The 14761-nt window shown below is 69.3% G+C and carries 9 protein-coding genes; 8 read left to right on the forward strand and 1 reads right to left on the reverse strand.

Annotation, left to right across the window (positions count from 1 at the left end):
* Positions 1–60: 60 nt before the first annotated feature.
* Positions 61–1137: a hypothetical protein gene (locus GWI72_RS14270; protein ID WP_161709004.1), complete on the reverse strand. Its 1077-nt coding sequence runs from the start codon at positions 1135–1137 to the stop codon at positions 61–63.
* 583 nt (positions 1138–1720) lie between these two features.
* On the opposite strand from GWI72_RS14270, the gene bcsA reads away from it, so the two are divergent.
* The 8 genes from bcsA (at position 1721) to kdpB (ending at position 14752) form a co-directional block, all read left to right on the forward strand.
* Positions 1721–3970, forward strand: a complete 2250-nt coding sequence (bcsA, locus tag GWI72_RS14275; RefSeq protein WP_161709005.1) for a UDP-forming cellulose synthase catalytic subunit — start codon at positions 1721–1723, stop codon at positions 3968–3970.
* Between the two features lie 3 nt (positions 3971–3973).
* Positions 3974–6376, forward strand: a complete 2403-nt coding sequence (locus GWI72_RS14280; RefSeq protein ID WP_161709006.1) for a cellulose biosynthesis cyclic di-GMP-binding regulatory protein BcsB — start codon at positions 3974–3976, stop codon at positions 6374–6376.
* Positions 6376–7626 (forward strand): glycosyl hydrolase family 8, encoded by a 1251-nt coding sequence (locus GWI72_RS14285; RefSeq protein ID WP_161709007.1) that lies wholly within the window; start codon positions 6376–6378, stop codon positions 7624–7626. The genes GWI72_RS14280 and GWI72_RS14285 overlap by 1 nt, the downstream gene beginning before the upstream one ends.
* Positions 7617–9635: a hypothetical protein gene (locus GWI72_RS14290; RefSeq protein ID WP_161709008.1), complete on the forward strand. Its 2019-nt coding sequence runs from the start codon at positions 7617–7619 to the stop codon at positions 9633–9635. The genes GWI72_RS14285 and GWI72_RS14290 overlap by 10 nt, the downstream gene beginning before the upstream one ends.
* Positions 9635–10774: a cellulose biosynthesis protein BcsN gene (gene bcsN / locus GWI72_RS14295; protein ID WP_161709009.1), complete on the forward strand. Its 1140-nt coding sequence runs from the start codon at positions 9635–9637 to the stop codon at positions 10772–10774. The genes GWI72_RS14290 and bcsN overlap by 1 nt, the downstream gene beginning before the upstream one ends.
* Positions 10775–10905: 131 nt before the next feature.
* The gene (kdpF, locus tag GWI72_RS14300; protein WP_161676873.1) at positions 10906–10995 is read left to right on the forward strand and encodes a K(+)-transporting ATPase subunit F; all 90 of its coding nucleotides are present in this window, start codon (positions 10906–10908) and stop codon (positions 10993–10995) included.
* Between the two features lie 10 nt (positions 10996–11005).
* Positions 11006–12697: a potassium-transporting ATPase subunit KdpA gene (gene kdpA, locus GWI72_RS14305; RefSeq protein ID WP_161709010.1), complete on the forward strand. Its 1692-nt coding sequence runs from the start codon at positions 11006–11008 to the stop codon at positions 12695–12697.
* 9 nt (positions 12698–12706) lie between these two features.
* A complete protein-coding gene (gene kdpB, locus GWI72_RS14310) occupies positions 12707–14752 on the forward strand; it encodes a potassium-transporting ATPase subunit KdpB (protein ID WP_161676875.1) in 2046 nt (681 codons plus the stop codon).
* The last annotated feature ends 9 nt before the right edge of the window (positions 14753–14761 follow it).

Genomic DNA, 14761 nt, shown 5'->3' on the forward strand with positions numbered 1-14761 from the left:
GGTCAGGCCCCGGGCGACCGCATCCACCCGGACGGAGGACGGCCGCCGGCCCCCTCGGGGCTAGCCCTGCCGGCGGGGCAGCGGCACCTCGTTCGGCCTGTCCTGATCCGAATCCGCCCGATAGAGGCGCAGGGGCAGGTCGGTGGGCTCGCGGAGCTTCCAGGCGCAGCTGATCGTGATCGTCCGCCGCTCGAACGGCGCGAAATAGTTCGGCAGCACGAGCCCCGGGCATGTGTCGGGCGACAGCCAGCCGCCGGCCGACAGCACCTCTGCCGGCGTCCCGAGCTGCATCAGGTCGATGTAGTCGGCCCCCGTCTCCCGCAGGAGCGGCTGTAGCAGGGCCTTGCCGGCTGCAAGCCAGCCGGTGTCCCCGATGATGTCGACGATGCGCAGGATGGACGCGCCTTCGGCCCTCACCTCGCGCCAGACGCAGAGCGCGTCGGGTTCACCGTCGCGGCAGACGAGACCGCAATGATAGTCGTACCAGGGATGCTGCAGGAAACGGGCGGTCACGTAGGCGGCCGATTTCTGCGGCAGGCCACTGCGGCCGAGCCGGTCGAGCACCGGCGCGAGGGCCACGACCTCGGATGCCGTGCAGCGGCGCAGGCTCCAGTGTCCGGCTGACCCCGGAGACCCGGCAAAGGCTGCCGCCGGCACGCCCGCGGCAATGCGCTGCTGCGGCGCATCCGGATTGAAGAGGGCGGCCTGGTGCAGATCGCCAAGCGAGAAGCCCAGCGCACGATAGAGCGGCTTCACCTCCTCGGTGATCCCGATGGCGCCCATGAGGCGGGACTTCAGCTTCGTTGCGAGGGTCTTGAGCAGGAAGAGGCCGATCCCCGGAGGGGCCTCGGGTTGCGCTTTCCAGACGGACAGCATGACATCGGCCTGGCCGAGGTCGGGATCAAAGCGCCCCATCGGAATGAAGCCGAGCACGGCGTGGATCGCGGTCCCGTTCTGCGCGAGGATCATGTTCAAGCCATCCGCCTCGCCGGCGTATTGCCAGTCGAACAGGTCCGGAGCACGCACGAAGACATGCTGCGCCGACCAGTGGGCCTTCAGGAAATCCAGCAACGCCGCCCGGTCCGCTGCGGTTACCAGGCGGATGCCGGTTCGCCCCTGTTCCGCTCCGTTCGCCATCGCCAACTCCTTCCACGCTTCGCGCGCAAGCTTCGGGCGGGCGTGTCACCCGGGTGCGCCCGCACGCGCCATCGGTACCACTCCGCAGCGACCGACGCCATCGGGCTTGCGGGCACGGACCCGACCGCCGGCACGGCGCGGCCTGCCGACATACCCCCGGTGTCGCTGCAACCCGACCCTGTCACTTTCAACATTGGTCGAGACGGCGGGCGGCGACGGACAATCCCTGGTCAGGTCTCATGCGCGATCCGGGAACATGCCGCACGTCGACACCGGTTTCGTCACCTAAGCATTATTTGCAGGGCCGTCAAAAACTCACCATACGGCAATCTTAACCTTTTTGCAGTGCCGCATGCCGTTGTCTTTAACAGTCGATAAACCATGTCTTTCTTGGAAAGACTCAAAAAACACAGGCTTCTTTTCAATATATTTCTGATGAATTTTTTGCCTGGGTCGATTTTTCCTACAAAAACTCAGGTTTTAATGTTGCATTAACTTCGTTTATTGGGTCGATTTTTACATTTTCGGGCAAGTCTGCGTTAACGCTCGGAGCACTCCGGGCGCCATCGCGAAAGTGCGCATCATGACCTCGTTCAGTCGTCTTCTTCCCTGGTTCGTCACGGCCTGCCTCGTCGGTTTCCTGGTCACGCTGCCGATCGGCACCCAGTCCCAGCTGGTGCTGGGCATCGTGCTCATCGGTGCGCTGCTGCTCGTGTGGCGATTCTGGCCCGGCCCCCACCAGCGGCTGGTCATGATGGCGATCGGCACGCTGCTGGTCCTGCGCTACCTGTACTGGCGTGCGACGAGCACGCTGCCCTCGACCAGCGACATGGCGGATTTCATTCCGGGCATGATCCTGTTTGCCGCCGAACTGTTCTGCATCGGCATGCTGTTCATCAGCCTTTTCGTGGTGGCCAGCCCGCTCGAGCGCAAGCCGGCGCGGCGGCTTGCCGATGACGAGCTGCCAACCGTCGACGTCTTCATTCCGACCTACAACGAGGATGTCCACCTGCTCTCGGCAACGCTCGCGGCGGCCAGAGCCCTCGACTATCCGGCCGACCGGCTGCGCGTCTATCTTCTCGATGACGGCGGCACCGACCAGAAATGCGCGCAGGAGAATGTCTCGCTCGCGGCCGCCGCACGGCGCCGGCGGGCGGAGCTGATGAGCCTGTGCAGCGACCTCGGTGCGACCTACCTGACCAGGGCGCGCAACGAGCACGCCAAGGCCGGCAACCTGAACAACGGCCTTGCCCATTCCACCGGCGAACTGGTCGTCGTGTTCGACGCCGACCATGCGCCGGTGCGCGAGTTCCTGCGCGAGACCGTTGGCCATTTCCGTGATGATGCCCGCCTGTTCCTCGTGCAGACGCCGCATTTCTTCCTGAACCCGGATCCGGTGGAAAAGAACCTGTCGACCTGGCTCAGGATGCCCTCGGAAAACGAGATGTTCTACTCGGTCATCCAGCGTGGTCTTGACCGGTGGAATGCGGCCTTCTTCTGCGGCTCGGCCGCGGTCCTGCGCCGGGCGGCCCTGGTGGAGGCGGGAGGCTTCTCCGGCGTCTCGATCACCGAGGACTGCGAGACGGCGCTGGAGCTGCACGCGCGCGGCTGGAACAGCCGCTATGTCGACCGTCCCATGATCGCCGGACTGCAGCCGGAAACCTTCGCCTCCTTCATCGGCCAGCGCTCGCGCTGGTGCCGGGGCATGATGCAGATCCTGCTGCTCAAGAATCCCCTGCTCAAGCGCGGTCTCTCCCTGCCGCAGCGGCTCTGCTACCTGTCGTCGGCGCTGTTCTGGGCCTTCCCGTTCCCGCGACTCACGTTCCTCGTGGCGCCGCTGCTGTTCATCTTCTTCGACCTGAAGATCTTCATCGCCAACAGCCAGGAATTCGTCGCCTTCGCGGTGACCTACCTGATCGCGAACATGATCCTGCAGAACTATCTTTATGGACGGGTGCGCTGGCCCTGGGTGTCCGAGCTCTACGAATACATCCAGTCCTTCTATCTCGCGCCCGCCATGCTGTCGGTCCTGCTCAATCCGCGCAAGCCGAGCTTCAACGTGACGGAAAAGGGCGTGACCACGAACCGCGACTTCCTGTCGTCGCTGGCAACGCCCTACTTCGTCAGCTTTGCCGTGCTCGTGGTTGCCATGGGCTATGCCGGCTGGCGCTATGCGACCCAGACGCTCGACAATGACCTCCTGGTCGTCGTCTGCATCTGGAATGCGCTGAACCTCGCGCTCGCGGCCGTTTCGCTCGGTGTCGTTTCGGAACGCTCGGAACGGCGGCGCAACCAGCGCCTTGCGGTCAACCGCTGCGGCCGTCTCGACCTGCATGGCGGCAGCCTGCCGGTGCAGATCCAGGACGCCTCGACCACCGGCGCGCGCGTCAAGCTGCTGACGCCGGGGGTCGACCTGCCCGGCGGGGAGGGCCTTCCGGTCGGCTGGCTGCATGTCGCGACGCTCGACGGCAAGACGGAAACCGGCGGCATTCCGGTCATCGTCCGGCGCACGATCAGCGAGCCCGACAGCATGGCCATCGGCCTGCAGTATCTGAAACCGACGCCGCAGCATTACACGGTGATTGCCGAGCTCATGTACGGCCAGGGCAAGCCCCTGTCGGACTTCTGGAACCTGCGCCGCGCCGGCAAGGGCCTGCTCAGGGGCACGCTGATGTTCCTGCGCATGTCGCTCGGCCAGATGGTGCGTGGCCTGCAGTTCGGCTGGCTGGCGCTCAGCCAGCCGAAACCGGATGCCTCCGACCAGCCGGTCGTGCCGCCACGGGCGCCGGAAACCGGCGGCACGGTGGCTCCGTTCAAGACGGCGGAGGGCTGAGCGATGACCTCTCCCGTCCGCCCGACCACATCCCAGGCCGGCGTCTGGCTGCTGCGCAGCACGGCCCTTGCCGCCATGCTCCTCGCCGGCGTGGTCCTTCCCGCCGCCGCCCCGGTCGTCGCGTCCGAGCCGGTGGCGAGCGAGCCCGCGCCCGACCGCACCTTCCGCCCCCTGCCCGCGCTTGCCGGCGGACTGCGGCTGTCCGGCGAAAGCGATCACCGCGAGTGGCCCGTCTATCTGACCCGCACCCAGGCTGCGCAGCCGGGGGTCTTCGAGCTGGTGCTGACCTCGGCCGTGTCCGTGATGCCGGAGGGCTCGACGCTGCGCCTTGCCGTCAATGGCCAGACCCTCGGCGAACAGCCGATCAAGGCCTTCGGCCAGCCGCAGCTCCTGCGGTTCGATCTGCCTCCCGGTGCGCTGCAACCCGGTCTCAATGCGCTGCGGCTGACGGTCAGCCAGCGTCACCGGGTGGCCTGCGACACACCCTCCACCTACGAGCTGTGGAGCGACATCGACCCGGCCCGCACCGGCCTGCGCTTTGCCGACGCTTCACTCGGCCTCGAGACCTTGCCGGATCTGGCAGCGCTCGCCCCCGACAGCCGCGGGGCCCAGCGCCTGCGCATCGTGCAGGGGGACCTGACCGACACGCTCGCCCTGACGCGCGCCGTCGGCGTTCTGACGCGCATCGCCCGGGAAACCGGCATTTCGCATCCGATCGTCGAGGTGAGCGGCAGTGCCAGACCGGCCCCCGGCCTGACGCTGATCCTCGGCACCCCGACCGAGCTGCGTGCGCTCGGCAGCCCGGCCCTGCCGCAACCCGGCAACCTGACCCTGGTCGAGGGCGAGGGCGGCGTGACGCTGGTCGTGGCCGAGCAGGACCAGGACGGCCTGGATGCCCTCGCGGCCCGCATCGGGTCGGGCGACCTGTCGCTGGCAGCGCGCAGCGGGTCTGCGGACGGCGCGGCCGCGCTGGACCGCCTGCTGCCGCGCCCCGTGGAGCCGGGCACGACGCTGACCCTTGCCGATCTCGGCGCCCGGACCAGCGAGTTCAACGGCCGCCTGCAGCGCACGCGGTTCGACCTGCGGCTCCCCGACGACTTCTTCCCGGCCGAGACCGGCACGATCAACCTGTCGCTGGCAGGCGGCTATGCCGCAGGGCTGGATCCCTCCAGCCAGATCGTCGTGCGTGTCAACGGCGAGGTGGCCGCCGGCCTGCCGCTGTCGGATCCGGCCGGCGACGTCTTCGCCGACAAGGTCCTGCGCCTGTCGCTGAAGGCGTTCCGACCGGGGCTCAACAGCGTCGAGATCACGACCCAGACCGAGACCGCCGCCGACCGGCAGTGCGACACGCTCGCAGCCCTGCACGAGCCGCCGCGCTTTCTGCTGGTTGACGAGACGCGGCTGGACATTCCGGCCTATCCGCGCCTGCTCGGCCTGCCCTCGCTCAACGCCAGCCTGACGGGCGGGCTCGCGCGCAAGGCCGGCGGCGACGTGCCGGTCTACGTGCCCTTCGCCACGCCCGACATGCTGTCGGCGGCGGCCACGCTTGCCGTCCGGCTCGGGATGGACATGGACGGACAGGGCAGCGTCTCGATCCGGGTGGGACGCCCGCAGCCGGATGAACCTGCCGCGGTGCTGGTCGGCGCTTTCGGTGACCTGTCGCCGGCAGCCCTGGCGGCGGCCGGACTGGATGCCGGACGCCTGCGCGCGGCCTGGAGCGCGCCGACCCTCGACGGCAGCACGCCGCAGATGGTCAATGCCTCCAACCCGCTGCAGCGGCGTGTCGTCTCGCTGCAGTCGATCAGCCGGTCCGATCCGGTGATGACGGGCTCCATCCGCACGCCGCAGGAGGCAGCCGCCGCGCAGCCGGAGCGATCCCTGACCGCCACGCCGGGATCCAGCGACGAGGTGATGCAGCGCTGGCTGCAGGCGCATGAGGACCGCGACCTGCTGCGCAGCACCCTCTCCCGCGTCGAGACGGCGGTCACGGGGCTATTCGTGCGGCCCGACAGTCCGCGCCAGCCGCTGACGCCGGGCACGACGCTGGTCATTGCCCAGGGGCGACCGATGGCCGAGACCGGAGGCTTCTGGACGGTCGTCACCGCACCAAGCCCGGCGGCACTGTCGATTGCCGTCGAGGACATCGTGGCCCCCGGGATGTGGCGTCAGCTCGCCGGGCACGAGGCGCGGTACGACATGCAGACCGGACTGGTGACGACGGATGCGGGCGCGCCGGACTTCCATGTCGTGACCGCGCCGGAGTCGGCGGCAAACTGGCGACTGGTTGCCGCGGGCTGGCTGTCCGGCAATCCGCTTGCCTATGCAGGGCTGCTGCTGGCAGCAGCGCTCTGCCTGGCTCTGGCCACGGGCCGGGCGCTGCGCCCGGGCGGACAGGTGCGCTCCTGATGCGGCGCGGGATCATCCGGTTTGCAGGCGTGGTCGTGTTCGGAACGGCTCTGGCAGGGTGGATTGCAGTGACCGACTTCACCCCGTCCGCGCCCGAGGGACGCCAGCCGCTGCTTGTGGGCGCTTCCATGGCCCATCCGGCCGGCGGACCTCTCCCCGTGGCGCCGCAGGGAGCGGGCGAAGGGGCGCCCCCTGCATCAACCGTGGCTGCGACCCTGGCGCCGACCTCGGCGGCCAGCGTGAAGGTGCTGCCGAGACCGCTGCCCGGCAGCCTCGCGGCACCGGAGCTGTGGGCGGACTACACCCGCCGCTTCGTGTCGCCCGAGGGGCGGGTCATCGACACGGCCAACGGCGGCATCAGTCATTCCGAAGGCCAGGGCTACGGCATGCTCCTGGCTGTCGCCGCCGATGACCGGCCGGTGTTCGACCGGATCTGGTCGTGGACACAGGCCAATCTCGACGTGCGGGATGACGGGCTTGCCGCATGGCGCTGGGAGCCCGGCGCAAGTCCGGCCGTGACGGACCGCAACAACGCCAGCGACGGCGACCTCCTGATCGCCTGGGCCCTTGCCGAGGCCGGGCGTCACTGGGCCGACGCAACCCTGACCGATGCGGCCCGGGCGCGGGCGCGGGCCCTGCGCGACCTTGTCATCGAGGACAGGAACGGTCGTCCGATGCTTCTGCCGGGGGCCTCCGGCTTCACGGCAGACGACCGGCCGGACGGTCCCGTTGTCAATCCGTCCTACTGGGTGTTCCCGGCCTTTCCGGTGCTGGCCGCGCTCGACGGCGGCCCGCGCCGTGCCGTCGACTGGACGGCGCTTTCGATGAGCGGTCTGGCGCTGCTGGCCGAAAGCCGCTTCGGCGCGCAGCACCTGCCGGCCGAGTGGGTCGCCCTCGGTGGCGAGGCGCCAAGGCCTGCCGAGGGCTTTCCGCCCCTGTTCGGCTACAACGCCATCCGCGTGCCGCTGTATCTCGCCTGGGCGGGACCGAGCGAGCGGCAGCAGCTTGCGCCCTTTGCAGCCGCCTGGAGCAGCCGCGTGCCCGAGGTCGTGGACCTGACCACAGGCACACCGGGCGACCGCCTGACCGACCGCGGCTACCGCGCCATCGCCGATCTGGTGCGCTGCGTCATGGAAGGCACGCCGATGCCGGCGGACCTGCGGGTGCCGTCCGACGAGCCCTACTACCCCGCCACCCTGAGGGCCCTCGCCCTCGTCGCCGTCAAGCAGAGGTATCCCGAATGCTGGTGAGACCCCGTCTTCTCCTCGGAGCTGCGCTTCTCGTTCACGGCCTCGGCGGAGGCAGCGCCGCCCTGGCACAGACCTTTGCCTCCGCCCCGGAAACCCTGCCGGATCCGGTTGCGGCCGGCGCAGGTGCCGCGCTCGCCCAGCCGGGCGTCGACGAAAGCGCGTTGCGCTACTACGCCGCCCAGAACAACCGCGAGCGGGTGGAGGCGGAAATCCGTCGCCTGCGGACGCTGCATCCCGGCTGGGTGCCGCCGAAGGATCTTTTCACCGGCGCGGCCCGGGCCAACCCGAACCAGGATCTCTGGGACCTGTTCGCGCAGGACCGTCTCGACCTGCTCCGGACCGAGATCGCCCGGCGCCAGGCCGGCGATGCCGGCTGGCAACCTCCGGCAGAGCTTCTGGAAAAGATGGCGCGGAAGGAAACGCGGCTGCGGCTGATCCAGGCCTCCGAGGCCAGCCGGCATGCGGATGTCATCGCCGCCATCGAGACCGATCCGATGTTGCTCACCGTGGCCGATCTCGACGTGCTGTGGCGCGTGGCGGCCGCCTATGCCGCCTCGGGCGCGACCGCCGAGGCCTTCGATCTCTACGCGCTGGCGCTTTCGGCCGGGGAGGTCGCGGCGACCGACAAGCGCGCGACGGCGCAGAAGGCCGTTGCGGTGCTGCCGCTCAGCCAGTCACAGCGCCTTCTCGAGGATCTGCGCCGGGCCGGAGCCACGCCGGGTCTCGATGTCTCCGACGTGGAGCGGGATCTCGCCCGCCGCTGGGCCTCGGACTATCTCGAGCTGCGGCAGGACGTGGCCCCGTCCCAGGCGATGCTGGAAATCCTCGCCCGTCCTGCGGGCGCCGGAGCCGAGGCCGACCGCGAGATGATCAACGCCCGCCTGCTGGGCTGGCTGCACCGTCGCGCCGGACGTCATGGCGAGGCTCTCCGGCTGTTCGAGCAGGCCAGCGCCGGGACGACGGGGGCGGCTGCAGCCGACGCCCTGCTCGGGCGCGCCCTGTCGCTCGCCGGTCTCGGGCGGGGAGCGGAGGCCGAACAGATTGCCGGCGACAACCGCCAGATCTCGTCGGCGCTGGAGGATCTCTTCATCGGCCTTGTCGCCGAGGACCTGACGTCGGCGACGCCGCGTCCGGCTGCCGAAGGCCGGCTCGAGGCCTTTGCCGAGGCGGTGCGAAACCGCCAGTCTGCGGCCGGCGCCTCCGCGCTCGGCTGGTACGCCTTCTCGCTGAAGCAGCATGCGGCCGCCGCAGCCTGGTTCGAGACCGCCGTCGCCTGGGGGGGCGATGACAAGGCGGCGGAGGGGCATGTGCTGGCGACCCTTGCACTCGGCGACCGGACGGCGGCGACCGCGCTTCTGGCAACCTACACCGGGCGGCATCCGCGCCTCGCCAGCCTGACGCTGACCGCGCCACGGACCGGAGGTGCCGCACCCGGGCGGAGCGGTGGCGGTGCCCTGGCCAAGGCGGAGAAGGCCCGCAAGGCCGGTGACCCGGCCGGCTGCCTGCGCCTGGCCGGACCGGTTGCCGGGGCCGAAGCCGCCCTGCTGCGCGGCTGGTGCCTGATGGATCTCGACCGGCCGGAGGAAGCAGCCCTTGCCTTCAACGCCGCCCTGTCGGGCGATCGCAAGACCTCGCGCGATGCCGCCTATGGCCGGTCTCTGGCAATGCTGCGGGTCGGGCGGTCCTTCGACGCCGTGGAAGCGGCACAGAGCGTCGACCAGCCGGTCGAACGTCGCCAGGAGGTGGCGAGCGCCGCACTGGCGCAGGCGGCGGCCAGCGCCTTCGAGGCGGGCAACTATGCCGGCACGCTGGCAGCGCTCGACCGCCGTCGCCTGCTGGTGCCCGAACCGCGCGACCTGATGCTGCTGCGCGGCTGGGCCCTGATCCACACCGGCCAGAAGACCGCCGCCCGCGAGGTCTTCACCCTGCTCGACCGGCAGCTTTCCTCCAAGGAAACCCGCGCCGGCCTGCAGGAACTGGACCCGATCCTGGTGCTCGGGAGGGAATGATGACGCACACCGGACATGCCCGCAGCCTCGTCCTGGGCCTCGCAGCGCTGGCCGCTGCGGGCTGCAGCCAGGTGCCCCCTGCCGTCACGGCCTACCACGATGCGGCCCTGTCGGTGCTGACGGACAGCGCGCCCCGCGAGGTCGGGGCGGCGATGGCCCTCGCCCGCCTGCCCGAGGCGGCCGGACAGGTCATCCGGGTCACGCAAAGCCGTTCGGGCGGTGTCGAGCGGCAGCGGATCACCCTTGCGGGCGATCCCGCCACCAGCGGCGAAAATGCGATCGAGATCCGTCTGACCCAGCGCGGCACCGGTCCGGCGCCCTCGGCCGCCGTGATCCGGAGCGAGATGGCGACGGCCTTTCCTGGCCGCAGCCTCGGGCTGTCGAACCGGTTGCCGGTCAATGCCTATGGCCCCTTCGGCGTCGCCAGCGACGGGCGGGGCTGTGCCTATCTGTGGCAGGACGTGCAGCGGGCAACCGGCGACAGTGGCCTGTTCCGACCGCGCAGCCATGACATGGCCGAGATCCGTGTCCGGCTGTGCCGTGCGGGCCTGACCGAGACGGCAGCCGTGGATCTGATGCAGCGCCTGCAACTTGCCATACCGGGGATTTCCTCGGCCAACCTTCTGTCCAGCCTCGCCGCGCCCGGTCAGCCGCTCGCTCCGGCGCTGGCGCGCGTCGACACGTTGCTCGGCGCCCCTGGGATGCGCCCCGACATACGCCCGAAACCTCACATGGAATCTCGCATGGAGCCAGCTCTGGCGCCTGCCCCGACGGCCAGCCGGCCTGTTCCCCCGGTTGTGCGGCCGGCTGGTGCAGCAGCCCCGAAGGTGGTCGCTCCGGCCGCGACAGCCGTGGCCATTCCGCTTCCCGACCCGGCGACCACGCCGTCGCCCGGGCAGACCGCCCCCCTTCGGACCACGCCGACCGTGCCCCTGCCGCATGCCGTCGCCCAGCCGGCGGCAGCTGCTGCGGCGGCTCCGGTCCGGGTGCCGCTTCCGTCCGCCACGGCCGGAGGCGGGCAGGCCGGAGATGGCCAGGCAACCGGAGGAAAGGGGAGCGTCGGCCCTGCGGCAGCCGTGGCACCGACGCTGGCGCAGGCCGCGCCGGAGATGGTCGTCAGGCCCATTCCCCTGCCCTGAACGGGGCTGGCCGGAGATGCGGAGACCCGGCTTTACGCAAACTTTACGCTGACCCGCCGCATCCGGCATCGCGCCTTTACGCATCGCGGGCCTAATGGATAGGCCGTCCTTTCAACAAGGGTGGCAGGTCCATGACACTTGATGTTGCACTGGGGCTGGCGCTGGCCGCCGGCCTCTTCGTTTATCTTCTCGCCGCGCTCCTCGCGCCCGAGCGGTTCTGAGGGGGCAGCGATGCAAGCTGATCTCCTCCAGGCCGGGCTTTATCTGCTCGTTCTTGTCGGCCTCGCGGTGCCGCTCGGCGCCTACATGGCCGCCGTCTTCTCCGGCGACATCCGCTTCCTCGCCCCGCTGGAGCGCGCCATCCTGGCGCCCGTGGGCCGCCAGCACCTCGCCGACCAGCGCTGGAGCGCCTATGCCCTCTCGCTGCTCGTGTTCAATGCCGTCGGCTTCGCGATCCTGTTCGCGATCCTGATGCTGCAGCATTTGCTGCCGCTGAACCCGCAGGGCTTTGACGGTCTGAGCTGGCACCTTGCCTTCAACACGGCGGTGTCCTTCATGACCAACACCAACTGGCAGTCCTACGGCGGCGAGACGACGCTGTCGCATTTCAGCCAGATGGCCGGCCTGACGACACAGAACTTCCTGTCCTGCGCCACCGGCATGGCGGTCGCCGCGGCCGTTGCCCGCGGCCTTGCGGCCCGCAAGACGCGGCTGCTCGGCAATTTCTGGACCGACATGACCCGCGCCGTGCTTTATGTCCTCGTCCCGGGCGCGGTGGTCCTGGCGCTGGTGCTGGCCGCCCTCGGCGTGCCGCAGACGCTGGACGCCTCGGTTACGGCCACCACGCTCGAAGGCGCGCAGCAGACCATCTCCGTCGGCCCCGTCGCCTCGCAGCTTGCCATCAAGCAGCTCGGCACCAATGGCGGCGGCTTCTTCAACGTGAACTCGGCCCATCCGCTCGAGAACCCGAACGCGCTCACCAACTTCCTGTCGATCCTGGCGATCCTCGTCATTCCGGTCGGCTTCTGCTTCACCTATGGCCGCATGGTCGGCGACCGTCGCCAGGGCCTGGCGCTGTTTGCCGCGATGGCAGTGCTGCTCGTCCTGTCCTTTACCGCACTCTATTCCGCCGAACGGGCCGGCAACCCGATCCTCTCGGAGTTTGTCACGCCGGCCGGCAGCAACATGGAAGGCAAGGAAGTCCGGTTCGGCCTCGTCGGCTCCGTGCTCTGGTCGGTGGCCACGACGGCCGCCTCGAACGGTTCGGTCAATGCCATGCATGACAGCCTGACGCCGCTTGGCGGCATGGTGGCCATGCTCAACATGCAGCTCGGCGAGATCATCTATGGCGGTGCCGGCGTCGGCCTCACCGGCATGCTGCTCTTCGTGGTGCTGACGGTGTTCCTGGCCGGGCTGATGGTCGGCCGCACGCCGGAGTATCTCGGCAAGAAGATCGAGGCGCCGGAGATCAAGCTGGCCGCCCTGTCGCTGCTCGTGATGCCGGTCGGCGTGCTCGTGTTCAGCGCCCTGGCGATCTGGGCCGGCACGGCGGCGACCTCGGTGCAGGACGCGGGACCGCACGGCCTGTCGGAGCTGGTCTATGCCTACTCTTCCGCCACGGGCAACAACGGCTCTGCCTTTGCCGGTTTCAACGCCAACACGCCGTGGCACAATGTGTTCATTGGCCTCGCGATGCTGCTGGGCCGCTTCGGCTACATCCTGCCGATCCTCGGCATAGCCGGGCTGATGGCGGCCAAGATCCCGGCCAGCGCCACCGCCGGCACGTTCCCGACCCATGGCACCGTCTTCGTCGTCCTCCTGCTGGTGACGATCCTGATCGTCGGTGCCCTGACCTTCCTTCCGGTTCTCGCCCTTGGCCCGATCGCCGAATTCATCGCGATGCAGGCCGGACAGACCTTCTGAGGACCTCCCATGTCGAAACATTCCAAGTCCGAGATCGGCCTGGTCTCGCCCGCCATCCTCAAGCCGGCGCTGTGGCAGACCCTGACCAAGCTCGACCCGCGCCATCTGGTGCGCAACCCGGTCATCTTCGCCACGGCCACCGTGTCGGCGCTGGCGACCGTCCTGGTCCTGCGCGAGGCGCTGACCGGCGGGCCGGCGGTGTCCATCGGCCTGCAGATCACCGTCTGGCTGTGGTTCACCGTCCTCTTCGCCAACTTCGCCGAAGCGCTGGCCGAGGGACGCGGCAAGGCCCGGGCCGATTCGTTCCGCGCCACCAAGTCGGCCGTGACGGCCAAGGTCCTGAAGGATGCGGCCGACCGCAGCAGCTTCACGCTGGAGAACGCCGACTTCCTGCAACCGGGCAAGGTGATCCTGGTCGAGGCCGGAGATGTCATCCCCACCGATGGCGAGATCGTCGAGGGCGTTGCCTCGGTGAACGAAAGCGCGATCACGGGCGAATCCGCCCCCGTGATCCGCGAAAGCGGCGGCGACCGGTCGTCGGTCACCGGCGGCACCACGGTCGTGTCCGACTGGCTGGTCATCCGCGTCACCGCCAAGCCGGGCGAGACCTATCTCGACCGGATGATCGCGCTGGTGGAAGGCGCCAAGCGGGCCAAGACGCCGAACGAGATCGCGCTCGACATCCTGCTGGCCGCGCTGACGCTGGTGTTCCTGCTGGTCGTCGTGACCCTGCCGTTCTTCGCGGCCTGGTCCGGGGCAACGATCCCGCCGATCTATCTGATCGCGCTGTTCGTGACGTTGATCCCGACCACCATCGGCGGCCTGCTCTCGGCCATCGGCATCGCTGGCATGGACCGGCTGATCAAGGCCAATGTCATCGCCAAGTCAGGCCGCGCCGTGGAAGCGGCCGGTGACATCGACGTGCTGCTGCTCGACAAGACCGGCACGATCACCTTCGGCAACCGCATGGCCGACGCCTTCGTGCCGGCACCGGGCGTTGCCGAGAAGGATCTTGCCTATGCCGCCGTGCTCGCCTCGCTCTCCGACGAGACGCCGGAAGGCAAGTCCATCGTGCAGCTCGCCACGCGCAAGTTCGGCAGCTTCGACCTGGACGAGGCGCTGCGCGGCACCTTCGTTCCCTTCACGGCGCAGTCGCGCATGTCGGGCGTCGACCTGCCGTCCGGCGGGCGGATCCGCAAGGGGGCCGGCGATGCCGTCCGCGCGCTGGTCGGCGGGGCGCTGGACCCGCAGGTGGAGGCGTCCGTGAAGCGGATCGCCACCACGGGCGGCACGCCGCTGGTGGTGCTGCGCGACAGCCGCGTGCTCGGCGTCGTCCACCTCAAGGACATCGTCAAGCCGAACATCCGCGAACGCTTCGCCGAACTGCGGCGCATGGGCATCCGCACGGTGATGATCACCGGTGACAACCCGCTGACGGCGGCCGCAATCGCCGCAGAGGCCGGTGTCGACGACTTCCTGGCGGAAGCGACGCCGGAGAAGAAGCTGGAGCTGATCCGGCGCGAGCAGGCCGAAGGCCGGCTGGTGGCCATGTGCGGCGACGGCTCCAACGACGCCCCGGCACTGGCCCAGGCCGATGTCGGCGTGGCCATGAACTCCGGCACGCCGGCGGCCAAGGAGGCCGGCAACCTGATCGACCTCGACAGCGATCCGACCAAGCTGATCGAGATCGTCATGGTGGGCAAGCAGCTGCTCATCTCGCGCGGGGCGCTGACCACCTTCTCCATCGCCAATGACGTTGCCAAGTATTTCGCCATCCTGCCGGCGCTGTTCGTGGCGGCCTATCCGGGCCTGGGGGTCCTCGACATCATGGGGCTCGGCACGCCTGCGAGCGCCATCCTGTCGGCGATCATCTTCAACGCGCTGATCATCATCGGACTGATCCCGATCGCGCTGAAGGGCGTGGGCTACACCCCCGCCTCGGCAGCCGCCCTGCTCACCCGCAATCTGGCCGTCTATGGCATCGGCGGCCTTGTCGCCCCCTTCCTCGGCATCAAGCTGATCGACCTCGTCGTCGACGCGCTGGCCCTCGTCTGATCCGGGAGA

Origin of the sequence: Pannonibacter sp. XCT-53 (assembly GCF_009915765.1) — a bacterium.
Classification (GTDB): domain Bacteria; phylum Pseudomonadota; class Alphaproteobacteria; order Rhizobiales; family Stappiaceae; genus Pannonibacter; species Pannonibacter tanglangensis.